Annotated in this window: 14 protein-coding genes, 6 tRNA genes and 1 riboswitch; of the genes, 9 read left to right on the forward strand and 11 right to left on the reverse strand. The window is 71.2% G+C overall.

Annotated elements, in window-relative coordinates; translation table 11 throughout:
* Positions 1–10 precede the first annotated feature (10 nt).
* Positions 11–168, reverse strand: a riboswitch (cyclic di-AMP (ydaO/yuaA leader).
* A 255-nt stretch (positions 169–423) separates the two neighbouring features.
* The 8 genes from ACZ4VA_RS32155 to ACZ4VA_RS32190 all read right to left on the reverse strand — a co-directional run bounded on the left by ACZ4VA_RS32155 (position 424) and on the right by ACZ4VA_RS32190 (position 10,490).
* Positions 424–1,761, reverse strand: a complete 1,338-nt coding sequence (locus ACZ4VA_RS32155; protein WP_356238148.1) for a PP2C family protein-serine/threonine phosphatase — start codon at positions 1,759–1,761, stop codon at positions 424–426.
* 143 nt (positions 1,762–1,904) lie between these two features.
* Positions 1,905–1,978 (reverse strand) — tRNA-Met (locus ACZ4VA_RS32160).
* 93 nt (positions 1,979–2,071) lie between these two features.
* Positions 2,072–3,286, reverse strand: a complete 1,215-nt coding sequence (locus tag ACZ4VA_RS32165; RefSeq protein ID WP_356238147.1) for an alginate lyase family protein — start codon at positions 3,284–3,286, stop codon at positions 2,072–2,074.
* A 99-nt stretch (positions 3,287–3,385) separates the two neighbouring features.
* Positions 3,386–4,528 carry a dihydrofolate reductase family protein gene (locus ACZ4VA_RS32170; protein WP_355782425.1) on the reverse strand — a complete coding sequence of 381 codons (1,143 nt, stop codon included), beginning with the start codon at positions 4,526–4,528 and terminating at the stop codon, positions 3,386–3,388.
* A gap of 95 nt (positions 4,529–4,623) precedes the next feature.
* Positions 4,624–4,699 (reverse strand) — tRNA-Lys (locus tag ACZ4VA_RS32175).
* Between the two features lie 110 nt (positions 4,700–4,809).
* Positions 4,810–6,363, reverse strand: coding sequence for an amino acid permease (locus ACZ4VA_RS32180; RefSeq protein ID WP_356238146.1), 1,554 nt, complete (start codon positions 6,361–6,363; stop codon positions 4,810–4,812).
* Positions 6,364–6,525: 162 nt separating this feature from the next.
* Positions 6,526–8,652 (reverse strand): DEAD/DEAH box helicase, encoded by a 2,127-nt coding sequence (locus tag ACZ4VA_RS32185; RefSeq protein WP_355785085.1) that lies wholly within the window; start codon positions 8,650–8,652, stop codon positions 6,526–6,528.
* A 1,487-nt stretch (positions 8,653–10,139) separates the two neighbouring features.
* Positions 10,140–10,490, reverse strand: coding sequence for a metallopeptidase family protein (locus ACZ4VA_RS32190; protein ID WP_355785087.1), 351 nt, complete (start codon positions 10,488–10,490; stop codon positions 10,140–10,142).
* Positions 10,491–10,627: 137 nt separating this feature from the next.
* Here ACZ4VA_RS32190 and ACZ4VA_RS32195 point away from each other — a divergent pair, with 137 nt between their 5' ends.
* The 5 genes from ACZ4VA_RS32195 to ACZ4VA_RS32215 all read left to right on the forward strand — a co-directional run bounded on the left by ACZ4VA_RS32195 (position 10,628) and on the right by ACZ4VA_RS32215 (position 14,439).
* The gene (locus tag ACZ4VA_RS32195) at positions 10,628–12,190 is read left to right on the forward strand and encodes a metallophosphoesterase family protein (RefSeq protein ID WP_355785090.1); all 1,563 of its coding nucleotides are present in this window, start codon (positions 10,628–10,630) and stop codon (positions 12,188–12,190) included.
* Positions 12,191–12,445: 255 nt separating this feature from the next.
* Positions 12,446–12,518, forward strand: a tRNA-Glu gene (locus ACZ4VA_RS32200).
* A 47-nt stretch (positions 12,519–12,565) separates the two neighbouring features.
* Positions 12,566–12,640: transfer RNA gene (locus tag ACZ4VA_RS32205), tRNA-Asp, on the forward strand.
* 24 nt (positions 12,641–12,664) lie between these two features.
* Positions 12,665–12,738 (forward strand) — tRNA-Phe (locus ACZ4VA_RS32210).
* A gap of 69 nt (positions 12,739–12,807) precedes the next feature.
* Positions 12,808–14,439 (forward strand): hypothetical protein, encoded by a 1,632-nt coding sequence (locus ACZ4VA_RS32215; RefSeq protein WP_355785093.1) that lies wholly within the window; start codon positions 12,808–12,810, stop codon positions 14,437–14,439.
* A 99-nt stretch (positions 14,440–14,538) separates the two neighbouring features.
* Here ACZ4VA_RS32215 and ACZ4VA_RS32220 read toward each other — a convergent pair whose 3' ends face one another.
* Complete coding sequence (locus ACZ4VA_RS32220) at positions 14,539–15,591, reverse strand: ABC-2 transporter permease (protein ID WP_356163853.1); 1,053 nt, start codon at positions 15,589–15,591, stop codon at positions 14,539–14,541.
* Positions 15,592–15,744: 153 nt separating this feature from the next.
* On the opposite strand from ACZ4VA_RS32220, the gene hrpA reads away from it, so the two are divergent.
* The 3 genes from hrpA (at position 15,745) to ACZ4VA_RS32235 (ending at position 20,234) form a co-directional block, all read left to right on the forward strand.
* Positions 15,745–19,713, forward strand: a complete 3,969-nt coding sequence (hrpA, locus tag ACZ4VA_RS32225; protein ID WP_356163574.1) for an ATP-dependent RNA helicase HrpA — start codon at positions 15,745–15,747, stop codon at positions 19,711–19,713.
* A 92-nt stretch (positions 19,714–19,805) separates the two neighbouring features.
* Positions 19,806–19,880 (forward strand) — tRNA-Asp (locus ACZ4VA_RS32230).
* Positions 19,881–20,042: 162 nt separating this feature from the next.
* Positions 20,043–20,234, forward strand: a complete 192-nt coding sequence (locus tag ACZ4VA_RS32235; protein ID WP_355793926.1) for a DUF6274 family protein — start codon at positions 20,043–20,045, stop codon at positions 20,232–20,234.
* A 471-nt stretch (positions 20,235–20,705) separates the two neighbouring features.
* Here the strand turns inward: ACZ4VA_RS32235 and bldC are convergent, their stop codons facing one another.
* On the reverse strand, positions 20,706–20,912 hold the full coding sequence (bldC, locus tag ACZ4VA_RS32240) for a developmental transcriptional regulator BldC (RefSeq protein ID WP_003949541.1): 207 nt from the start codon (positions 20,910–20,912) through the stop codon (positions 20,706–20,708).
* A 544-nt stretch (positions 20,913–21,456) separates the two neighbouring features.
* Positions 21,457–22,308: a DUF8083 family protein gene (locus tag ACZ4VA_RS32245; protein WP_389390208.1), complete on the reverse strand. Its 852-nt coding sequence runs from the start codon at positions 22,306–22,308 to the stop codon at positions 21,457–21,459.
* A 245-nt stretch (positions 22,309–22,553) separates the two neighbouring features.
* On the opposite strand from ACZ4VA_RS32245, the gene ACZ4VA_RS32250 reads away from it, so the two are divergent.
* The gene (locus tag ACZ4VA_RS32250) at positions 22,554–23,636 is read left to right on the forward strand and encodes a Leu/Phe/Val dehydrogenase (RefSeq protein WP_356163575.1); all 1,083 of its coding nucleotides are present in this window, start codon (positions 22,554–22,556) and stop codon (positions 23,634–23,636) included.
* Position 23,637 lies beyond the last annotated feature (1 nt).

Raw genomic sequence — 23,637 nt, forward strand, 5'->3', positions numbered from 1 at the left:
TGGGCGCGCTCCTTTCCTTCCTTCTCGCCTACCGGGTTAGCTGACGGGTTCGGAGCAGGAAGGTCTCCTACGCGCGTCGACCAGGGTGCACCGCACCGCGGAAGACGCTCGATTCACCCCAAGTTGGTGGTTCCCCGGTTCCCTTGCGGGATTCGGCGCGTGCGCACGGAGCCATCTCTTGTGACGGCTGGGACGACCGCGCTGCGTTATCGAACGTTAATAGACTCGGGTCCCGTATTCCAAGCTGTTCCGACTGATCATTAACGTCTTCGTCACGGACTTACGGGTCACGGGCGGTGAAAACCGGGCGAGTTGACCCTGCGGGCTAAACCTCATTTTCGCTGACGGTTCGTCAGTTGTTATGCGCAGCGGTGCTACTCGATCACTCGCGGTGACCTCGGCCCCTTCTCCCGCCCCGGTGACTCACGGCCGCCGTACGGCCAGCAGCGCCAGATCGTCCGTCGTCCCGTCTCCCGTGTGCCGGTGCACGTCCTTGATGAGGGTGTCGAGCAGCGCGTCCGGGTCGCGGAAGACCCGTCCCGCGAGACGGGCCGCGGGGTCGTAGAAGCGGCCCTCCGGGTCGCGCGCCTCCGACAGCCCGTCCGTGTAGACGAGGAGCGTCGCCCCGCCCGGGAACGGCACCACGGCGGCACGGTCGGGCCAGGTGCCCAGCTCGCCCATCCCGAGCGGCAGCGCGGAGTCCGGCCCCTCCAGCGTGCGCAGGGTGCCGTCCGCGTGCAGGAGCAGCGGCGGGGGATGGCCGCGGTTGACGACGCGCACGAAGCCGTCCCCGTGCGGGACCTCCGCGAGAACGGCGGTGGTGAACCCCTCGAAGGCGTCCAGCCCGTCGCGCCGCGTCCCCTCGCGCGCCAGCGCCCGTTCCAGCCGCTGGGCGACCGCCTCCAGCGTCGGCTCGTGCTCGGCCGCCTCACGGAACGCCCCGATGACGACGGCGACGGCCGTCACCGCGCCCATTCCCTTGCCCCGCACGTCCCCGACGACCAGCCGCACCCCGTACGGGGAGTCCTGCACCGCGTACAGGTCGCCGCCGATGAACGCGTCGGCCTGCGCCGCCTCGTAGCGCGCCGCCACCTCCAGCCCGCCGATCCGTTCCTCCGGGCGCGGCACCACGGCGCGCTGGGCGGCCTCGGCGATCTCGCGGGCGGAGGCGAGCCGCCGGTCGGTGCGGCGGACGAGCATGTTGATGAGCACGGCGAGGACGGTGACGGTCGCCACGGTGACCAGCTCGGTGACCGCCTCCGCGTGCGCGACGATGCCGAGGTCGACGTGCACGGCGAGGACGGCGGCGACCGTGGCGAGGCCGGTGAGGACCGTGCCGCGCAGCGAGAGCAGCGGCGCGGCGACCAGGGGCGCGGCCGTGAAGAAGGGGGCGGCCGTGAACTGCGACGGGGTGAGGTAGTCGTAGAGGACCCCGGCGACGATCAGCAGCGCGGGCAGGGCGCGCACCACGGTGCGCGCGTACGAGATCCGGCGGGCGGGCCGCTCCGGGGCGGGCGGTGACGGGACGCCCAGTCCGGGATCGGGCACCGGATCGCCGGGCAGCCGTCCCCCGGCCCGTTCGCGCCCTCCGGGAAGCGGTTTCCGGCCGCCGTCCACGAGGCCCGCTCCGAGGTCCGGCCCGCCGCCGGGCACGCGGTCACGGGGGTCTGGCGCGGCCCGGTCGTCGGCGTCGGAGAACCGGCCGCCGGCCCCGCCGGACCCCGGTTCCTCCGGCCGTCGCGCGCCACCTCGCTGCCCCACCCGTCCAGGCTTCCCGCCACGGGGGCGGGCGGCGACCGGTGTGGACCGACCGGATGACACCGATGGGAGCGCCGGCGGGCCCGGCCCGGGAAACGACTCAGGGCCGGAACTCGATGATCCGAGTTCCGGCCCTGGGCCTTCAGTAGCGGGGACAGGATTTGAACCTGCGACCTCTGGGTTATGAGCCCAGCGAGCTACCGAGCTGCTCCACCCCGCGTCGTTGAGACCAGTGTACGCCATCGGCGGGGGCGCGGACGCACGCCTGCACCCGGCCACCCCCGCGACCTGCGAATTCGGCTCCTGCCGGGGGTCAGGCGGCCGGGTTCCCGGCGTGGGTCAGGGTCTCCCAGGACACGAACAGATCGTCCGTTCCGGCGGGCCGGGTCCGTTCGACGAGCTTGCGGGCGGCCGGGACGCGGACGTCGAGCCGGCCCTCCAGGTGGTTGAGGGCGACCTCCATGTCGGGCCCCATGTCGCGGTCGACCTTGCCGCCGCACAGCCAGCCGGGCGGCGTCTCGCCCAGCTGGTAGCGGGCGTGGAAGGTGAGCGCCGCGCGCAGCCGGTCCTCGACCTCGCGGTACAGGTCGACGCCCTGGTGCCAGGCGGTCTCGGCGATGTGGGCGGTGGCGGCGAGCGCGTACCCCACGTGCTTGAAGTTGCGGCAGGTCTCCTGCGCGACCCCGTCCGTGTAGCGCTTCTGCCCGAACCAGTACGTCGTCATCTTCTGCGGGGTGTCCACCGTGCCGCCCGCCGGGGCCATCGGCAGCTGCCCGTCCTGACGCAGGTAGAAGTAGGCGGGGACGCGCTGCCGGAAGCGCGCGAGCGCGGCGTCGAAGGCCCGGTGGTCGTCGAGGAAGACGGCGATGCCGATGGCGGCGTCGGTCATGACGAGGTCCCAGTTGCCGTTGAAGTCCGGGACCGGCTTGGTGACTTCGGGCTGGTACACCGTCCGCAGCATGCGCCGGAACCGCTCGACGCCCGCCGCCGGCCAGTGGGCCTTCGTGTGCCGCACGATCTCCCCGGCGCGGGCCCAGGTCGATCCCGCCCAGGCGGTCTGCAGTCCGGCGTTGGCCTCGGTGTGCCGCCGCACCCGGTCCGACCAGGCGTCCATGATCTCGATCGCCTTGGCCGCGTGCTCCGGCCGGCCGGTGACGCTCCACAACAGGGCCTGGGTGTACGCCGCGATGGCGTCCTCGCGCTCCTCGACGCAGCCGCGCCCGGCCCGGGTGTCGGGCGGGCACGCCACGGTCGCGTACGGCTTGGCCTGCCACTTGTACGACCCGTAGCGGCTGTCCCGCATGCCGAGGAACGCGCTCACCCACGGCTGCTCGCCCTGGTCCACGTGCCGCCGCACGTTGTCCAGCTGCTCCCGGCTGACCAGCACTCCGGGGTGCTCGAACGCCCCGTCCTCGGGCCGCGCCCGCACCGCCGAGCGCGCGTGCGAGGACGTCCCGCAGGACGCCAACAGCCCCATCAGCAGCGGTGCGAGCAGCACCGCCGTCACCCGCCGCCCCACTGAACGCATCGCCTCGACCTCCGGGTCCGCCGCATCGACTCCCTCGCAGCCTGACCCCTCGGCCGCCCGCCCGCAGGATGGCTTAGCCCGTCCGGCAGGCGGCCCCGGTCACGCGGCGGGCGGCAGCAGGTGCCGGTTGGGCGCCTTGGCCGCCTCCTCGTACTCCGGCAGTACGACGACGTCGGCGCCGCCCGCCGTCAGGACCCCGCTGCCGTCGGCACCGGCGACGAACGTGTCGGGCTCCCGCCAGGCGGTGACGACGCGCCGCACCCCGGCGTCGAGGATCAGCCGGGCGCAGGGCGCGGGCCGGGACGCGCGGCGGGCGCAGGGCTCCAGGCTGCTGTAGACGGTGGCGGTGGCCAGGCGCGGGTCCGCCGGGTCGGTCCTGGCGAGGGCGGCCTCCTCGGCGTGCTCCACCGGGTCGCCCTGGCGCGAGTACCCGCGGGAGATCTCGGTGCCGTCCGCCGCGACGACGACCGCGCCGACGCTGAAGGCGGTCTCCGAGGGCGGGCACTGGGCGGCCAGTTCGCAGGCCAGTGCCAGCCAGCGCCGGTCGGCGGCGGTGGCGAGCGGTCCGGTGCCGGGGGCGGTGGGGACGTAGCGCATGAGGACGACGTCCCCGACCGGCCGGGTCTCCACCAGGCTCATCCGTCCAGCCGGGTAGGGGCCGGGGCCGAACATGCGGGGTGCGTCGGGCTCGCCCACGAGGAGCGGGGCGAGGACCAACTGCAGTTCGTCTGCGAGGCCCTGACGCAGCAGCTGGGTGTGCACCCGGCCGCCGCCCTCCACCATGAGCCGCCGGACACCGCGTACGTCGTGCAGGTGCTCCAGGACGGTCCGCCAGTCCAGTTCGGGGCCGGCCGCGACGATCTCGACGCCGAGTCCGTGCAGCGCGGCGGCTGCCCGGGCGGCCCCCGTGTCCGTCGTGTAGACCGTCTTGTCGCCGCCGGTGTGCCAGAACCGCGCCGCGGGGTCGAGGTCGCCGGACCCGCTGACCGTGACCTTGAGCGGGTACTCCGGGCGCCCCGCGTCGAGCCGCGCCCGCCGCCGCTCGGCCGAGTTCACCAGCAGCCGGGGGTTGTCGGCGCGGATGGTGCCCGCGCCGATCAGGATCGCGTCGCTGGACGCCCGTACCTCGTCGACCCGGTCGAAGTCGGCCGGCCCCGAGAGCAGCAGGCGGTCGGGCCCGGTGTCGTCCAGGAAGCCGTCCAGGGAGACGGCGGCGGACAGCAGGACGTGGGGGTGGGGCATGGGCGCACTCTCCGGCTCCGAGCGCTCGGCTCGTGGTGGTTCGGGTCAACGACAACAGCGCCCCACCCGGCCGAGGCCGCGTGAGGCGCTGTGCGTGGTAGACCCTGTGGGACTCGAACCCACAACCAATGGATTAAAAGTCCACTGCTCTGCCAATTGAGCTAAGGGTCCACGCAACGGCTCGCGCCGATGCATCCCCGAGCATAGCCGGACGCGGCCGGGACTCCGATCGGGTATCGGTGACCCGGCCGCGCCGGGGGGTCTGAAGTGGGCGGGAAGGGTCAGGGATCGACCGGTTCGGGTGCGCCCGCACGGGCGGCCTCACGGGCGATGGTGCGTTCGTGGCCGGGGTTGAGGAACCAGTGGCGGGCCGAGACCAGCCACCAGGTCGCGGCGAAGCCGAGGACGACGAGGACCGCGACCGGGGCGTAGTTGAAGGTCTCCCAGGTGACCGGCGAGACCTGCGGCAGCATGAAGAGGACGGTGATGACGGCCACCCAGGCGACGGAGACGATCCCGATCGCCCGCGACCAGCGGCCCAGGTGCCAGGGCCCCCGCTCGAACGCCTCGCCCTTGCGCAGCCGCAGGAGCGTCGGGATGACGTACGCGATGTAGAGGCCGATGACGGCGATCGACGTCACGGCCGCGTACGCCGTCACGTTGATCAGGTACGGCAGGCCGAGCACCAGGGCGCCCAGTGCCGCCAGCCAGACCGCCGCGACCGGTGTCCTGGTCCGCGGGTTCACGGTGTGCCACACCTGCGAGAACGGCAGCGCGCCGTCCCGCGAAAAGGCGTAGATCATGCGGCTGTTGGCGGTGACGGAGGCCATCCCGCAGAAGAGCTGGGCGCCGATGACGACCAGCAGCAGGAGCTTGCCCGCCGTCGCCCCGAGCGCGTCGAGCAGGATCTGCGCGGGCGGCGCCCCCGTGGGCGAGGCGAGCGCCTTGTCGTACGACTGGATGGCGTAGGTGAAGCCGAGGAGCAGGACGAAGCCCGCGATCCACGAGGTCCAGATGGAGCGGACGATACCCCGGGGGCCGGCCGTCGACGCGTCGTGGGTCTCCTCGGTCATGTGGGCCGAGGCGTCGTACCCGGTGAAGGTGTACTGGGCCATCAGCAGGCCGATGAGGACGACGTAGACCCCGCTGCCCCAGCCCGTGTTGTTCACGAACTCGGTGAACACGAAGGACGTGGACTGGTGGTGGTCGGGCACGAGGGCGAGCGCGCCGACGATGACCGCGACGCCGAGGACGTGCCACCACACGCTGACGCTGTTGAGGAGGCCGACGATGCGGACCCCGAAGGTGTTGAGGAGTCCGTGCAGGACGAGGATCCCGGCGAAGAGCAGGATCGTCCGGCCCGGGGTGACCTCGAAGTCGAACTGCAGGTTCAGGTAGGCGCCCAGGAAGGAGGCCGCGCCGAAGTCGATGCCGGCGGTCACGGCGAGCTGCCCGAGGACGTTGAACCATCCGGTGAACCACGCCCAGGCCGCGGCGGTGCGGGGCGGCGCCAGCCGGTGGGCCCAGAAGTACAGTCCCGCGGAGGTGGGATAGGCCGAACAGATCTCCGCCATCGCCAGTCCGACGAACAGCGTCATCAGTCCGACCGCGACCCATCCCCAGGTGATCAGGGCGGGACCGCCGGTGTTCATCCCGAACAGGTACAGCGTCAGACAGCCCGACAGCACCGAGATGATCGTGAAGGACACCGCGTAGTTCGAGAACGCGGACATGCGGCGGGCGAGGACCTGGGTGTAGCCGAGCTGGGCGAGCCGTTCCTCGTCGGAGAGGGCGGCGGAGGGGTCACGCGCCCCTGAGGCGGGTGGAGTTGTCATGCCCCCAGCGATTCCCTCACCAAGTGCCGGGCATGCGCGGCACGAAGGCCGAAACTCGACCGTGACCCGGCCGCAAAATGATCTTCCCGGACAGACGGAAGGGCCCGTACGACGTGAGTCGTACGGGCCCTTCTCCGTCAGGGCGCGAGGCCCGTCACCGGATCAGCCGTTGCGCTTCCAGCGCGGCTTCTCGTCACGGCGGCCGAAGGAGCCGGCACCGGTGCCGCGGTGGTCGTCACGACGGCCGTACGGGCGGTCGTGGCTGCCGGAGCGGAAACCGCTGGAGGGGCGGTTGTCCTGGCGGTCGCGGTTGAAGGGACGGTCGCTGCCACGGTGACCGCCGCGCTCGTCGCGACGCTCGAAGGTGCGGCCGCCTCGGTCGTTGTCACGACGCTCGAAGGTACGACCGCCGCGGTCGCCACCCTCACGACGCTCGAACGTACGCCCGCCGCGGTCGTCACGGCGGTCGTCACGGCGGAAGCCGCCACGGTCGCTGCCACCACGGTCGTCACGGCGGAAGCCGCCGCGGTCGTTGTCACGACGCTCGAAGGTACGGCCACCGGCGTTGCCGCCGCGGTCGTCACGGCGGAAACCGCCACGGTCGCTGCCACCACGGTCGTCACGGCGGAAGCCGCCACGGTCGCTGCCACCACGGTCGTCACGGCGGAAGCCGCCACGGTCGTTGTCACGACGCTCGAAGGTACGGCCGCCGCGGTCGTTGTCACGACGCTCGTAGTTGCCGCGGTCGTCGCGGCGCTGACGCGGCGCCTCGTAGGCACGCTCACGCTCGACGGGTTGCTCGGCGGCCTCGGCGGGAGCCTCGGCCACGGCCTGCTCGGCGGCGGCCGCGACAGCCGCCTCCGGGTCGTCTCCCCGCTCGCGCGCGGCACGGGCGACCAGGCGGTCGGCCTCCTCGCGGAGCTCGGCCGCGCGGCGCTGCGCACGCTCCAGCTCCTTGGTGAGCTGCGAGACCTCGCGCTCGGCCTGCTGCGCCGCGTTGCCCGCGGACTCGGCCTGGACCTCGGTCATCGAGCGGGCGCCGGTGATCTCGGCGACCTCGGGCTCGAAGGCCGTACCGGAGTTGATGATGTGACGCGAGGCGTCGACGCCCGCGTCCTCCATCAGCCGGAAGATCTGACGGCGCTGGTGCGGCAGGGACAGCGAGACGACGGTGCCGGAGCGGCCGGCGCGCGCGGTGCGGCCGGAGCGGTGCAGGTAGTCCTTGTGGTCGCCGGCCGGGTCCACGTTCAGCACGAGGTCGATGCCGTCGACGTGGATGCCGCGGGCGGCGACGTCGGTGGCGACCAGGGCGTTGACGTAGCCCTTCTTGAAGTCCTCCAGCACGCGGGTGCGGGCACCCTGCGTCATGCCGCCGTGCAGCGCGTCGGCCTTCACGCCGGACTCGCAGAGCTGCTCGGCGATGCGGTCGGCGCCCAGCTGGGTACGGACGAAGATGATCGTGCGGCCCTTGCGGGAGGCGATCGCGGCGGTGACCGGCGCCTTGTCCTTGGGCTTCACGATGAGGATGTGGTGCGACATGGTCGTGACGTTGCCCTGGGCGCTGTCGACCTCGTGCGTCACCGGGTTGGTCAGGTAGCGCTTGACCAGCGTGGAGATCTCGTTCTCCATCGTGGCCGAGAACAGCATGCGCTGGCCGCCGCCGGGGATCTGGTCGAGCAGCTCGGTGACCTCGGGCAGGAAGCCCAGGTCGGACATCTGGTCGGCCTCGTCGAGGACGGCGACCTGGACGTTCTCCAGCGAGCAGGCGCCGCGGCTGATGATGTCGCGCAGGCGGCCCGGGGTGGCGACGAGGACGTCGACGCCGCGCTCCAGGGCGTAGATCTGGTTGCCCATCGACGTACCGCCGCAGACGACCTTCATCTTCAGGCCGAGGACGTCGCCGTACGGCTGGAGCGCGTCCGCGACCTGCATCGCGAGCTCACGGGTCGGCGTGAGGATGATGCCGCGGGGCTTCTTCTTCTCGGTGTGGCCGCCGGACAGCGTCGCGAGCAGCGGCAGACCGAACGAGAGGGTCTTGCCGGAGCCGGTGCGGCCTCGGCCGAGGATGTCCTTGCCGGCCAGGGCGTCCGGGATGGTCGCGGCCTGGATCGGGAAGGGGGCGGTCACGCCGTTCTGCGCGAGCTTGCGCACGACGCCCTCGGGGAGACCCAGAGTGGCGAAGGTGACCTCGGGAGCGGACTCCGCGGCCGGCGCGAGCTCTACGACGTCGGCGCCCTCGGTGTCGATGTTCTCGGGCACGACGACGTGATCAGTACTGGAAACAGACATGCGAAATGCGAACCTTCCGGAGTTCTACGGCACGCGCCCAAACTCCGTGAAGTCGCAATCGACCGCCTCTATGCGGTCCGGCCACGGCAAGGGAGAGTACGCGCCACGCGGCGCTCTCTGTTGGCGCCGGGCAATTGGTATCAAACGATCTACCACCATACGCACCCCTCCACTCCCCTGGCAAACCGCGTCCCCCCCTCACGCCCCCCACACCCCGATTTTCCCCACCCAAATCCCCCATCCCCCCAGCTCAGCGCCCCGCACGTCCCCCACGTGAGCATCATCACCCCCTCCTCCGAAGGCCCCGCCACACGCCCCCAGCGCCGCAGCCGAGGTCGAGGCAGGACGGCGAACCCGGCGCCAACGGGGAGCCGCCTGCGCCCACCCGTGCCGCCCCTAGCGGCACGCCTGCACGCAGCTGGGAGCAGGCGGCCCCCTGTCTGCACGCCTGCACGCAACTGGAGCGGGTGGGACGGCCACCCCGGCCAGGGTCTGGGCCCCGCACCGGAACCACCGGGCCCGAGCCCCCGCAGCTCAGCCGCCCGCGGACCGCAAGCCGCCATGAAACCGAAGGGGCCGTGCCGGTACATCAAATGGCCGTCGAGACGGGGACGTACGCAACCGAGGAACGCTGGTGACGGGGGCCGGCAACAACTACCGACGGCCGGATGTACCGGCACGGCCCCGACCCACCCACCGGACCGACAGCGCCCCACGCCCACAGAATCAGGACGCCTGATTCGAGAACGGCGCCCCCGCCCGAGGCGCCGGCTCCCGCTGCACCAACTGCGTGGTCTGCTCATGCGCCGAAGACGACGGCTCCGCGCTCGGATCGGCGGACGGCTGCGTGGTCTCCGTGGCCGTGGGCCCGACCGTCCGCGTAGGACTGGGCTCCCCCTTGGTGGGCCGGGGCTCCCCCGGCCGCCCCCCGCCCTTGCCGCCGCCCCCCTCCCCCTTGCCGCCCTTGCCGTCCTTCGACGTCACCTCGGCCGAGGGCTTCGCGGACCGCCCCCCGGACGCGGAAGCGGAGGCGGACGCCGACCCCGACGCGGAGTCCGGCTCACCCGAGCCGCCCCGCCCTCCGGGCCCCCGGTGGAATCCCGCCACACCCCCGGACCCCGCCGGCCCCCCGTCCGGCGCCTCCCCACCCCGCTGCCCCGAGGAATGCGACGGCCCGGGCCCTGCCCCGTCGTTGCCCACGCTCATGCAACCGGCAGCCGCGGCGACGGCGACGACCGTGGCGGCCAGACGGACAGGTACGTACAAGGCGCGCACGGGCAGCCACCTCCGAGGGCGGGTCGGGAGTCCACCTGCCCAACTCCCGTCGCACGCCCAAGGACACGCGCCCCCCAAGAGCGACCCACCCCATCCGGCCACCCCCTGATCCGGACGGGGCGCCCAACACCCCGACGCGGCGTCACATCACGCAACCGGAACCCGCAAACAGCTCCCGGTCACCCATCCCCGTCACGCCCCCCGTTACCCCGTCACCCGTACCCCAGCGCATGCAACCGGGCATCGTCGATCCCGAAGTGATGGGCGATCTCGTGGACGACGGTCACCTCGGTCTCGGCGACCACGTCCTCACGCGTGTCGCACATCCGCAGCGTCGGCAGCCGGTAGATCGTGATCCGGTCCGGCAGCACCCCGGCGTACCACTCGCCGCGATCGGTCAGCGGCGTGCCCTCGTACAACCCGAGCAGCTCGGGATCATCGGCGGGCGGTTCGTCCTCGACGAAGACCGCCACGTTGTCCATCAACCGCGTCAGCTCCGGCGGAATCCGGTCCAACGCCTCGGACACCAGTTCCTCGAACTCCTCGCGCGTCATCTCCAGCACACCGCCATTGTCGGGCACGAGCCCCTTTCCCGAGAGTCCACGCACGACGCTCCACCGCAAGAGCCACGGCACGACCCACCGCGCAAGCCACCGCACCGCGCCGCATATCCACCCCCACCCATGGGCATACGGCACCAATGGCCAGCGCCGCAGCCACCGAGCACCGCCTACGCACCCGCATCCGCAACGCACCCCGCGCCCTGCTCCGGCACCACCGCTCCCGCCGCGGCCACCCCGAGGTCGAACTGGTCCCGCAGCCGCACCCGTACACCCGCGCCCTCGGCCTGACCGCCGTCGTCCTGCTGGGCGCCTGGCTCGGCCTGCTGATCGTCGGCAACGTGCGCGCGCCGGTCGGCCCGATGGACACCACGATGACGCTGCGCCCCTCCCTCACCGGCGGCACGAAGATCAACATCTCTCCGCTGGGCGCCCTGGAACTACGCAGCCACCGGGCCCCGATCCGCCTGGACGTGGACGTCGACCAACTCGACCCGGTCCGCTCCCAGGCCCTGGTGGACCACCCGGAACGGCTCTCCGGCCTCCAGGACGAGGTGACGCGCGACGTCGAGCACGGCACCGTCGACCTGGCGGTCCGCTCCTGCGTGGCCGTCGTCTCCGGCGCCACGGCGCTGGGCCTCGCGGTGTACCGCCGCCCCCGCCGCGCCCTCGCGGCCGGCGGCCTGGCGCTCGCCCTCCTGGCGTCGTCCGGGGCGACGGCGTACGCCACCTGGAACCCGAAGTCCGTCCTGGAGCCCAAGTTCTCGGGCCTGCTCTCCTCGGCCCCCTCGGTCGTCGGCGACGCCCGCAGCATCGTCAGCGAATTCGACGTCTACCAGAAGGAGTTGGCGCGCCTGGTGACGAACGTGACGAAGCTGTACGACGTCACCTCCACGCTTCCGGCCTACGAACCGGACCCGGGCACGATCCGGGTGCTGCACGTCTCGGACATCCACCTCAACCCGGCGAGCTGGAAGATCATCGCCTCGCTGGTGGAGCAGTACGACATCGACGTGATCGTGGACTCGGGCGACACCATGGACCACGGCTCGGCGGCCGAGAACGGCTTCCTGGACCCGATCCCGGACCTCGGCGCCCCGTACGTGTGGGTGCGCGGCAACCACGACTCCGCCGACACCCAGCGCTACCTGGAGCGCATGAAGAACGTGCACGTCCTGGACGACGGGAGGGCGGTCTCGGTGGCCGGCCTGCGCTTCGCGGGCATCGGCGACCCGCAGTTCACGCCGGACCGCACGGCGCGGGTCGGGGGCGACGCGGCCGAGCGGATGGCGGGGCTGCGGCTGGCCTCGGCCCTGGTGGACCAGAAGACGGCGGGCACGCCGGTCGACGTCGCCGTCGCCCACAACCCGGACGCGGCCCGGCAGACGGACGGCGACGTGCCGCTCGTCCTGGCGGGGCACGTCCACCACGAGGAGATGGAGGTCATGCCGTACGGCACGAGGCTCCGTGTGGAGGGTTCGACGGGCGGCAGCGGACTGCGGGCGGTGGAGGGGAAGTACCCGGACCCCATCGAGGCCTCGGTCCTCTACCTGGACCGCGACACGCGCCGGCTGCAGGCCTGGGACGAGATCGCGCTGGGTGGCCTCGGCCTGACGACGGCGGAGGTCAGCCGGCACCTCCCGAAGGAGAACCAGCCAGGCGCGACGCGCTTCTCCAGCCCCCCGCCGAACACCCGCCCCTGACAACCCGCCCGTCACCCTTCCCCCAGCGACGATCACCGGACCCCCACCGCTGCGGGCCCGGACCCGGCACCGGCCTGCATCGCCACGGGCCGGAACCCGGCACCCGCCCCCACCAACAAGGCCGCCGGAGCCCCGCCGCTTCCGGTGTCCCCGGCCCGCCGGAAGCCCTCCGGAAACCGTTTTGGCGATACCTCCCGCCATCCCATATGCTTCTCACGTCCCCGACGCGCTGAGAAGCGCCCAGGCGGGCCGATAGCCCTCATCGTCTAGCGGCCTAGGACGCCGCCCTTTCAAGGCGGTAGCACGGGTTCGAATCCCGTTGGGGGCACGCAAAACCGTGTGCGACACTGTTCACGCAGCCGCACACAACAGCTTGGTCCTGTGGAGCAGTTTGGAGTGCTCGCCACCCTGTCAAGGTGGAGGCCGCGGGTTCAAATCCCGTCAGGACCGCTGAGATTCCGCGAGGAATCTCGTGGCTGGGTAGCTCAGTTGGTACGAGCGATCGCCTGAAAAGCGATAGGTCGCCGGTTCGACCCCGGCCCCAGCCACAAGAGTCGAAACCCCCTCCGGGTGACCGGAGGGGGTTTTCGTCGCTCATGGGGAACCTAGGGGGGTTCTTGAGACACACCAGCAGGGCCATCGTCACGGCCGGCGCCGTCCTTCTCGCCACCTTCGCCGTGCCCGGCACGGCCCACGCCACCGCGCCGACGGTCAAGGAGGCGTACAGCGACTCGGCCGACTGGTCGGTCATCGACGTACGTCTCGGTCACGGCAGTGCCGTCGGTGAGGACGTCGAGAAGGTCACCGCGGAGCTCCGGCCCGCGGGCAGCACCGCGACAGAGCCGGTTGCGACGGTGACCGGATTCACGCAGAAGTACTGGAACAGTCCCTGGGACGGCGTCTGGGCCTCGGAACCCGTCCACCTGGACAGCCTCGGCGACTACACGATCGACATCGAGGTCACGGACAGCTCGGGCGAGACCTCCGTCCGCAAGGACGCGGGCACACTGCGGTACCGGAAGCAGCCGGTCATCAGTGCCTTCACCGTGACGCCCGACGAACCGACCATCGACGACAAGACCGTCGCGGTCGGCGGCGACCTGGTGGTCCGCGACCCGCGCACCCGCGCGACGGTTCCGCTGGCCGACGCCGCCGTCGACATCCATCTCGACCAGAACGGCGACACGAGCGCCCGTACGGACGAGAACGGTCACTTCGCCCTCTCGCGCGAGCTGGAGCAGGGCGGTTGGGCCTGGGCCGAGTACCGCGGCGACCTGGGGTTCGCCACGGTCCCGTGGGTGGACATCAGGCCGAAGGCGGCCCCGACCCGTCTGGTCCTCGACCGGGCCTCATTCCATCCCGCCGCCGGTGACCCGATCTCCGTCTCCGGCACGCTGCAATACCAGAGCGGGACGGAGTGGAAGCCCCTGTCCGGCATTCCGCTGGAGATGGACCACAAGGGCAGCAGCACGAGCAATCCGGTTCTCGCGACCACCGACGCCGCCGGCCGCTTCACCTTCTCCGCCCGGCCCTACCAGAAGACCGTGTACGAGGTGTCGTTCCCGCCCTACCCGTACAACGCGTGGATCCAGCGCACGGCGACCGCCGATGTCGCCGTCGCGGTCACGGCGGGCACGACGTTCAAGGAGTTCACCGCCTCCCTGGACGAGCGCGCCGAGCTGAGCGTCTCCGGCATCCTCGGCATCACCGGCGAGGACCACAGCGAGCGGGTCGACGTCGACGTGCAGTACTCCGCGGACGGCCGTACCGGCTGGAAGACCGAGAAGACGGTGCGGACCGGGTTCGACGAGCAGTTCCACGTCGACCTGCCGGGCCACCCGGACGGCTACTGGCGGCTGCGGTACGCCGGTTCCACGACCAAGGACGTCACCGGCACCACCAGCGGCTCCCTGCGCAGGAACCGCTCGCTGACCCGGATCAAGGACGCCAACGCGTCGCCGGAACCCGTACGCAAGGGCGGCACCGTCACGGTCAAGGGCGTACTCCAGGAGCGGGCGCCCGGCGCGTCGAGCTGGCGTGCGTACGGCGGCAAGAAGGTCCAGATCCTCTTCCGGCCCAAGGGCAAGTCGACCTGGTACCTGATGACGACCGTCACCACCAGCGCCGGCGGGTCCTTCTCCAAGGGGTTCAAGGCGCAGCAGGACGGCACCTGGACGCCCGTGTTCCTGCACCCCGACAGCAAGCACTTCGTGGGCGGCGGATACGAGGACTACGTCGACGTGCGATGACACCCCGTCCGGTCACGGGTGACCGGACGGACCCGGCGGGAGGGGCGGACGCGTACGGCGTCCGCCCCTCCCGCCGTCCGCCGCCGTACGGGGCGGTGGTCAGGCCGCCGCGTGTGCCGCTCCCCCCGTACGGCCGCCCGGATGCCGGTGCCGCCAGGTCCAGAACACCCCGCAGGAGACCAGGGCCCAGCAGGCCAGCACCAGGAACGGGAACACGTGCTGGTGACCGGCGAAGTACACCGCCGTGTGCTGGGCGTTGACGGAGGCACCCGGGGGCAGCCAGCGCCCGATGGCGCCGAGCGCGGACGGCAGCAGCGGCCAGGACACCGCGCCGCCCGACGAGGGGTTGCCGAGCAGGACCATCAGCCCCCAGGTGGGCAGCATCGCCCAGCGCCCGAAGAGGGTGTTGAACATGGTGAAGACCATGCCGGAGGTGAACATCGTCAGCGCGAGGATCAGCCACGACTCCACGAAGGGCAGGTCGAGCGCGCCCAGCACCCAGTCCACCACCGCCGCGATCACGAACGCCCCGAGCAGGGCGTACGCGGCCGTGAACGCGATGCGCTCCAGCGGGTTCAGATCCCGCGCATGCACGCTGAGCTGGATCGCCCCGACGAAGCCGATGATCACGGCCGCCAGGGAGACGTAGAAGATCGCGAGGCCGCGCGGGTCGCCCGCCTGGAGGGGCTTGATGTCCTTGACGGTGACCGCGACGCCGGTGGCCCTGCCGACGGCCGGCGCGGCCTTGGCGATGATCTCCGCGACGGAGGCGCCGGACGCCCCGGAGACGTCGAGCGTGACCGCGCGCCCGGCCTCCCGCACGTCGAGGATCGCGAAGACCTTCTGCTCGTCCACCGCCTCGACGGCCGCCGCCCGGCCGTCGTAGGCGCGGATCCGCAGGGACGCGTCGAGCGCCTTCTCCATGCCGTCGATGAACGCCTTGCCCCGCACCGTGTCGTAGGCGCCGATCACCGCCGTCGGGACGTGCCGGGGTGTCGGGTTGGCCATGGTGTACGTGTACGAGCCGGCGAAGAGGCCCGCCGACGCGGCGAGGATCAGCACGAGCACGGACGCGGGCAGGAACGGGGACTCCTTGAACCAGGCCCACCGCTCGCCCCGCGTCGGGGTCCTGCCATGGGCACCGTGCGGCATCTCGGACATACGGACACGCTAAAGGCGCGGAACGGATATTTCTTGACGGAACGGGATATCCATTCACCTTCTCCGCGCCTCCGCGGCGCCGGCGGGTCCGCCGCGCAAAAGCGTTCGCCACTCATTTCGCCGAGGTGAGATCCTGGATCGCGTATGTCTACGCATCCTGCCCCCGTTCTCGGCGATCTCGCCGCCCGCCTGACCGAGCTGTCCCTGCGCGACGCGCACCGGCTCGGGCGCAGGCTCGAAGGCGCGCGCAAGATCCGCAAGCCCGAGGCCCGGTCCGCCGTGCTCGCCGAGATCGACACGGAGGTCACCCGGGCCGAGTCCCGCATGGCCGAGCGGCGCCGCCGCGTCCCGGCCGTCACCTATCCCGAACAGCTCCCGGTCAGCCAGAAGAAGGACGCGATCGCGGAGGCCATCCGCGACCACCAGGTCGTGATCGTCGCGGGCGAGACCGGCTCCGGCAAGACCACACAGATCCCCAAGATCTGCCTGGAGCTCGGCCGGGGCGTCCGGGGCATGATCGGGCACACCCAGCCCCGCCGGATCGCCGCCCGCACCGTCGCCGAGCGGGTCGCCGACGAGCTCGACACGCCCCTCGGCGAGGCCGTCGGCTGGAAGGTCCGCTTCACCGACCAGGTGAACCCGGAGGGCACCTTCGTCAAGCTCATGACGGACGGCATCCTGCTCGCCGAGATCCAGACGGACCGCGAGCTGCGCGCGTACGACACGATCATCATCGACGAGGCCCACGAGCGGTCGCTGAACATCGACTTCCTGCTCGGCTACCTGGCCCAGCTGCTGCCCAAGCGCCCTGACCTCAAGGTCGTCATCACCTCGGCCACCATCGACCCGGAGCGCTTCTCCCGGCACTTCGGCGACGCCCCGATCGTCGAGGTCAGCGGTCGTACGTATCCCGTGGAGGTCCGCTACCGGCCCCTCCTGGAGGAGGACTCGGACGACGCCGACCGCGACCAGATCACCGCGATCACGGACGCCGTCGAGGAGCTGATGGCGGAGGGCAAGGGCGACATCCTCGTCTTCCTCTCCGGCGAGCGCGAGATCCGGGACACCGCCGACGCGCTCACCAAGAAGAACTACCGGTTCACCGAGGTGCTGCCCCTCTACGCGCGGCTCTCGCACGCCGAGCAGCACCGCGTCTTCCAGCAGCACACCGGGCGCAGGATCGTTCTGGCGACCAACGTCGCCGAGACCTCCCTGACCGTCCCGGGCATCAAGTACGTCATCGACCCGGGCACCGCGCGCATCTCCCGCTACAGCCACCGCACGAAGGTGCAGCGGCTGCCCATCGAGCCCGTCTCGCAGGCCAGCGCCAACCAGCGCAAGGGCCGCTGCGGCCGTACCAGCGACGGCATCTGCATCCGGCTCTACAGCGAGGACGACTTCCTCTCCCGCCCGGAGTTCACGGACGCGGAGATCCTGCGGACGAACCTCGCCTCCGTCATCCTGCAGATGACCGCGGCCGGCCTCGGCGACATCGAGAAGTTCCCCTTCATCGACCCGCCGGACCACCGCAACATCCGCGACGGCGTGCAGCTCCTCCAGGAGCTCGGCGCCCTCGACCCGGCCCAGAAGGACCCGCGCAAGCGGCTCACGGACACCGGCCGCAAGCTCGCGCAGCTGCCCGTGGACCCCCGGCTCGCCCGGATGGTCCTGGAGGCCGACAAGAACGGCTGCGTGCGCGAGGTCATGGTGATCGCCGCCGCGCTCTCCATCCAGGACCCGCGCGAGCGCCCCGCGGAGAAGCAGGCCCAGGCCGACCAGAGCCACGCCCGCTTCCGGGACGAGACGAGCGACTTCCTCGCCTTCCTCAACCTGTGGCGGTACGTGCGCGAGCAGCAGAAGGAGCGGGGCTCGTCCTCGTTCCGCCGCATGTGCAAGCAGGAGTACCTGAACTTCCTGCGCATCCGCGAGTGGCAGGACATCTACAGCCAGCTGCGCACGGTCGCCAAGCAGATGGGCATCCAGCTCAACGAGGACGACGCGCCCGAGCAGAGCGTCCACGTCTCGCTGCTCGCCGGCCTGCTCTCCCACGTCGGCATGAAGGACGTGAAGGAGACCGGCGGCGAGAGCGGCCGCGCCACCGGCAAGAACGAGTATCTGGGCGCCCGCAACGCGAAGTTCGCGATCTTCCCCGGATCGGCGCTCTTCAAGAAGCCCCCGCGGTTCGTGATGTCCGCCGAGCTGGTCGAGACGTCCCGGCTCTGGGCGCGCGTGAACGCGCGGATCGAGCCGGAGTGGGTCGAGCCGCTGGCCGGGCACCTCCTCAAGCGCACGTACAGCGAGCCGCACTGGGAGAAGGACCAGGCCGCGGTGATGGCGTACGAGAAGGTCACGCTGTACGGCGTCCCGATCGTGGCCCAGCGCAAGGTGAACTACGGGCGGATCGACCCCGAGGCCTCCCGCGAGCTGTTCATCCGCAACGCCCTGGTGGAGGGCGACTGGCGCACGCACCACAAGTTCTTCGCCGACAACCGCAGGCTGCTCACCGAGGTCGAGGAGCTTGAGCACCGTGCCCGGCGCCGGGACATCCTGGTCGACGACGAGACTCTCTTCGACTTCTACGACCAGCGGGTGCCCGAACACGTCGTGTCGGGCGCGCACTTCGACTCCTGGTGGAAGCACAAGCGCCACGAGGAGCCGGAGTTCCTCGACTTCGAGCGCTCGATGCTCATCAACGAGCGGGCCGGCGACGTCAGCAAGGACGACTACCCCGACTCGTGGCGGCAGGGCCCGCTGAAGTTCCGAGTGACCTACCAGTTCGAGCCGGGTGCCGACGCGGACGGCGTGACCGTCCACATCCCGCTCCAGGTGCTCAACCAGGTGACGGACGAGGGCTTCGACTGGCAGATCCCGGGGCTGCGCGAGGAGGTCGTGACCGAGCTGATCCGGTCGCTGCCGAAGCCCATCCGCCGCAACTACGTCCCGGCCCCGAACTTCGCCCAGAAGTTCCTGGAGCGGGCGGTGCCCCTCCAGGAACCGCTGACGACGACGATGGCCCGCGAGCTCAAGCGGATGGTCGGCGTCCCGCTGACGGCCGACGACTTCGACTGGTCCCGGGTCCCCGAGCACCTCAAGATCACCTTCCGGATCGTCGACGAGCGGCGCCGCAAGCTCGCCGAGGACAAGGACCTCCAGGCGCTCCAGCTCCAGCTGAAGCCCCGGGCGCGCAAGGCGATCTCGCAGGCCGCCGCGGCCACCGCCGAGCGCGAGGGCGGCCAGTCGCTGGAGCGCACGGGGCTCACCGACTGGACGATCGGCTCGCTCACCCGCGTCTTCGAGACGCGCCGGGCGGGCCAGCCGGTGAAGGCCTACCCCGCGCTCGTCGACGACGGGGACACCGTCTCCGTACGCCTCTTCGACACCGAGGCCGAGCAGCAGGAGGCGATGTGGAAGGGCACCCGGCGCCTCATCCTGCGCAACATCCCGGTGAACCCCGGAAAGTTCGCCTCGGACCGGCTGACGAACGCGCAGAAGCTCGCCCTGTCCGCCAATCCGCACGGCACCGTCCAGGCGCTCTTCGACGACTGCGCGATGGCCGCGGCGGACAAGCTGATCGGCGACTTCGGCGGACCGGCGTGGGACGAGGAGTCGTACCGGAAGCTGTACGACCGGGTGCGTGCCGAGATCGTGGACACCACGGTCCGCACGGTCGGCCAGGTCCAGCAGGTCCTCGCCGCCTGGCAGGCCTGTGAGCGCCGCCTGAAGGCCACCAGGAGCGTCGCGCTGCTCGCGAACCTCGCGGACGTACGTGCGCAGCTGGACGCCCTCGTGAAGCCCGGTTTCGTGACGGAGACGGGTCTGCGCCGCCTCCCGGACCTGATGCGGTACCTGGTGGCCGCCGACCGGCGTCTCCAGCAGATGCCGACGAACGTCCAGCGGGACACCAGCCGCATGGAGAAGGTCCACGAGATGCGGGACGAGTACGCCTGGCTGCTGGAGCAGCTGCCCCAGGGCCGGCCGGTGCCGCAGCAGGTCCTGGACATCCGCTGGATGCTGGAGGAGCTGCGGGTCAGCTATTTCGCCCACGCGCTGGGCACCGCGTACCCGGTCTCCGACAAGCGGATCGTGAAGGCGATCGACGCGGCGGCCCCGTGATCGGGTCCGCACGCTGAGTGAGTTCGACCACCGGGCTCCTGCTCCTGTACAGTCCTTCTCGCAGCACAGCGAAGGAAAGTGCCGCGAAACCTGGTCCTGTGGAGCAGTTTGGAGTGCTCGCCACCCTGTCAAGGTGGAGGCCGCGGGTTCAAATCCCGTCAGGACCGCAGAAAATCGAGAGCCCGGGTCTTCGGACCCGGGCTCTCGTGCGTGTGCCCGTCCCCCGGTCGGGGCCCTTTCGGCAACCCCGGCGGCACGACGGCGTCTTGACGGCGCCCCGTTCCGCCGGTACCCAGAAACCAGGGCCCTCGACCTCTCGGAGGTGGCGTATGGCAGCGACCGCCAGGCACGAGACGCGAGCCCTGCTGCGGGCCCATCTGGCGGCCGCCACGCAGTACCGCCACCTGACGCGGCACTGCCCCATCTGCCACCAACTCCTGCGGCTGGCCATGGAACCCGCCGCACGGGACGAGGAGAGCCCGGAGACGGCCGCCGAGGACGAGAGCCCCTCCCCGGCCTGACGCAGGCCGGTCCTCATCGGGACAACTCCCCTCTAGCGCACACCTCACAGGGGCAACAAGGACCCCGACGTGTGACGGGTGTCACCGCATAAGTTTTCAGAAGGGCGGTACTTACGCCCCACCTACAACAGGTCAATTTTATATGTGCAATTGCACGGGCCCCGTGGATGCCCCACAGGAGATCCGACACCCCTCCCCAGACTCCGACAAGCTCGCTCACAGTCGGGCCGTCCGGCGCACATCCCGGTCAGAAGCGGGGCACATCCAGAGCCCATCCCGGGAGCAACAGGGCATAAAAAAGATCGCGCTGGACCCGGCGGAGTCCAGCGCGATCTACGACACACCCTTGGCGCCTGCTTGTTCAGCTGGGGCGTGGGCTCCGTTGGGGCGGAACCCGCGTCGCTTGGAGCTGTTGGCCCGGACCTGCGGCGGGTTTGGGGGACCAGCCGAAATGCCCGGTTATGCGGTTGTTCAGGCTTCGCTGCGCTGCTGGGGGATGCCCGCGAGCAATGCGCGGACCTCCGCCTCGCGGTAGCGACGATGCCCGCCGAGCGTGCGGATCGACGTGAGCTTGCCGGCCTTCGCCCACCGCGTGACCGTCTTGGGGTCGACGCGGAACATGGTGGCGACCTCAGCCGGGGTCAGCAGCGGCTCGGCATCAGGGGTGCGAGCGGTCATGAGCGGCCTCCTCGGGAGAACCGAACCTTCTCGGTTCTTTCCTCTAAATTCTGCACCTTGACCCGCGTTGCCCGAAATGGCGGACGCGAGTCGAGTCGGTTATAGGACGAACGGCTTGTCCTCGGCACTACAACTACACCATCTGTCCAGCCGCGTCGGCCAAACCGATGGAATTGCCCTCCCAGGTGTTCATCAGCGACGGAAGCCGATGGACCATGCCATAGCGGACAGTCACACCCCTGTGACGATCAGTCACAGGGGCGATCAGGAGTCACCAGACCCCCCATAGCGTGCAATGCTGAGATTCCACCCAAAGTCGGACGGACGGAGTCCTCCCCGGACTCCTTGTCCTATTTTGGCATGAGGAGGGGCAAGCGGCGCAAGGGCCGAGTAAGTGCGGTCCGTCACCCTTGCGACAAACGCCCGGATCGGGACCTACGTCCGTGCCGAAGGATCCACGGCCCCGGACGGGAGCCGCGGGACGGCCGTGAAGACCGGCACGCGGCAGGTCAGTCCACCACGGCGGCCGTCTCCTGTCAGCCCCTCAGTTCGCCGAGCGCCGGTCCCGGACCGCGCGCCAGCGCTCCACGAGCCGGCCGTACGCCTCGCCCGCCGTGGTGCCGTCCCCGGCCCGCAGCGCCTCGATGCCCTCGGCGACGTCGGCGGCCGAGTGGTCGCCCTCCAGCTCCCGGGCCGGCAGGACGTGCACCAGGCCGCCGTAGTCCAGCTCGACGAGCGAGCGGGGGTGGAACTCCTCCAGCCACCGGCCGACGTCCAGCAGGCCGTCGATCAGCGGCCCCTCCTCGATGGTGTCCTTGAGGGTGCGCAGGGCCCGCGCCACCCGCCGCCGCGCCTGCACCATCGGCGTCCGGTAGCGGAGCAGCGGCGCGTCCTGCCCCGACTCCCCCGGACCCTTGTCGTACTCGCGCTCCTCGTCGGAGACCAGCACGAACCAGTTCAGCGGCACCTGCCAGGTCGAGGTGCGGATCCACGGGCGGGCGTCGGGGTTGCGGGCCAGCCAGCGCTCGTAGTCCTGGGTGGCCTGGTGGCGTACGAGCGGCGGCAGCAGGGCGTCCAGGACCGGTGCCGGGAACTCCTCCGCGAGCTCGCCAAGGGCCAGCCAGCCGCGCAGCCGGGTGCGCCACGGGCAGACGCACAGCACCCCGTCGACCTCGGTGACGAAGGCGTCCCCGCTCTCGTGCACCGGCACCGGGACGGGCGGGACGGGCAGCAAGTCCGCCAGGGAACGACGCAGTTCGTCCTGGTACGACGGACGGTCGGGGCGCCGGGCGTAACGGTCCCAGTGACCGCGCTCCGGCTCCGGGAAGGCGGCCAGCGGTTCGTACACCCGCAGATAGGACGCGTACGGGACGATCACCGAGGACACCTTGGGCACCCCTGCTCCCTCCCCAACCGACCAGCCGTGAAACCCGGGCACGCCGGGCGCTCGACCCGCGCGCGAGCGACCGGGAAAACACTCAAATCGTCCCACGGCCGTGACCGAACGTACTCCGGGAGAGGGTGATCCTGAACACTGCCCGGATGGCGGCCGGGCGCAGGCTCTAATCTCAAGCCATCGGGAGCCCGCCACCCGCACGGGCACCGCCTCCAACCGCCGCTTCGTAGCTGGGAGTCACCACCGTGACCGACGTAACCAACGGCGTCCTGCACACCCTGTTCCAGTCGGATCAGGGGGGCCACGAGCAGGTCGTGCTCTGCCAGGACCGGGCCAGTGGCCTGAAGGCCGTCATCGCCATCCACTCCACCGCGCTGGGCCCCGCCCTGGGCGGTACGCGCTTCTACCCCTACGCGAGCGAGGAGGAGGCCGTCGCCGACGCCCTGAACCTCTCGCGCGGGATGTCGTACAAGAACGCCATGGCCGGCCTCGACCACGGCGGCGGCAAGGCCGTCATCATCGGCGACCCCGAGCAGATCAAGACGGAGGAGCTCCTCCTCGCGTACGGGCGCTTCGTGGCCTCCCTCGGCGGCCGGTACGTCACCGCGTGCGACGTGGGCACCTACGTGGCCGACATGGACGTCGTGGCGCGCGAGTCCCGCTGGACGACCGGGCGCTCCCCGGAGAACGGCGGCGCGGGCGACTCCTCCGTGCTGACGGCGTTCGGCGTCTTCCAGGGCATGCGGGCCAGCGCCCAGCACCTGTGGGGCGACCCGACGCTGCGCGGCCGGACCGTGGGCGTCGCGGGCGTCGGCAAGGTCGGCCACTACCTGGTGGAGCACCTGCTCTCCGACGGCGCCGAGGTCGTGATCACGGACGTGCGCGAGGACGCGGTGCGCCGGATCGTCGAGCGGCACCCGTCGGTGCGGGCGGTGGCGGACACCGAGGCGCTGATCCGGGTCGAGGGACTCGACGTCTACGCCCCGTGCGCGCTGGGCGGGGCGCTGAACGACGACTCCGTGCCGGCGCTCACCGCGAAGGTGGTCTGCGGCGCCGCCAACAACCAGCTGGCGCACCCGGGCGTGGAGAAGGACCTCGCGGACCGCGGGATCCTCTACGCCCCGGACTACGTGGTGAACGCGGGCGGGGTCATCCAGGTCGCCGACGAGCTCCACGGCTTCGACTTCGACCGGTGCAAGGCGAAGGCGACGAAGATCTTCGACACCACGCTCGGAATATTCGCACGTGCGAAGACGGACGGGATTCCGCCGGCCGCGGCGGCCGACCGGATCGCCGAGCAGCGCATCGCGGAGGCACGCTCCCGCTGAC

Source organism: Streptomyces sp. NPDC028308, from assembly GCF_055565855.1.

Excerpts from the sequence above, each read along its gene's own strand:
- hrpA (WP_356163574.1), top strand. The coding sequence starts at position 15,745 with ATGTCTACGCATCCTGCCCCCGTTCTCGGCGATCTCGCCGCCCGCCTG.
- ACZ4VA_RS32235 (WP_355793926.1), top strand. The coding sequence starts at position 20,043 with ATGGCAGCGACCGCCAGGCACGAGACGCGAGCCCTGCTGCGGGCCCAT.
- ACZ4VA_RS32220 (WP_356163853.1), bottom strand. The coding sequence starts at position 15,591 with ATGCCGCACGGTGCCCATGGCAGGACCCCGACGCGGGGCGAGCGGTGG.
- ACZ4VA_RS32195 (WP_355785090.1), top strand. The coding sequence starts at position 10,628 with ATGGCCAGCGCCGCAGCCACCGAGCACCGCCTACGCACCCGCATCCGC.
- ACZ4VA_RS32165 (WP_356238147.1), bottom strand. The coding sequence starts at position 3,286 with ATGCGTTCAGTGGGGCGGCGGGTGACGGCGGTGCTGCTCGCACCGCTG.
- ACZ4VA_RS32180 (WP_356238146.1), bottom strand. The coding sequence starts at position 6,363 with ATGACAACTCCACCCGCCTCAGGGGCGCGTGACCCCTCCGCCGCCCTC.
- bldC (WP_003949541.1), bottom strand. The coding sequence starts at position 20,912 with ATGACCGCTCGCACCCCTGATGCCGAGCCGCTGCTGACCCCGGCTGAG.
- ACZ4VA_RS32170 (WP_355782425.1), bottom strand. The coding sequence starts at position 4,528 with ATGCCCCACCCCCACGTCCTGCTGTCCGCCGCCGTCTCCCTGGACGGC.
- ACZ4VA_RS32185 (WP_355785085.1), bottom strand. The coding sequence starts at position 8,652 with ATGTCTGTTTCCAGTACTGATCACGTCGTCGTGCCCGAGAACATCGAC.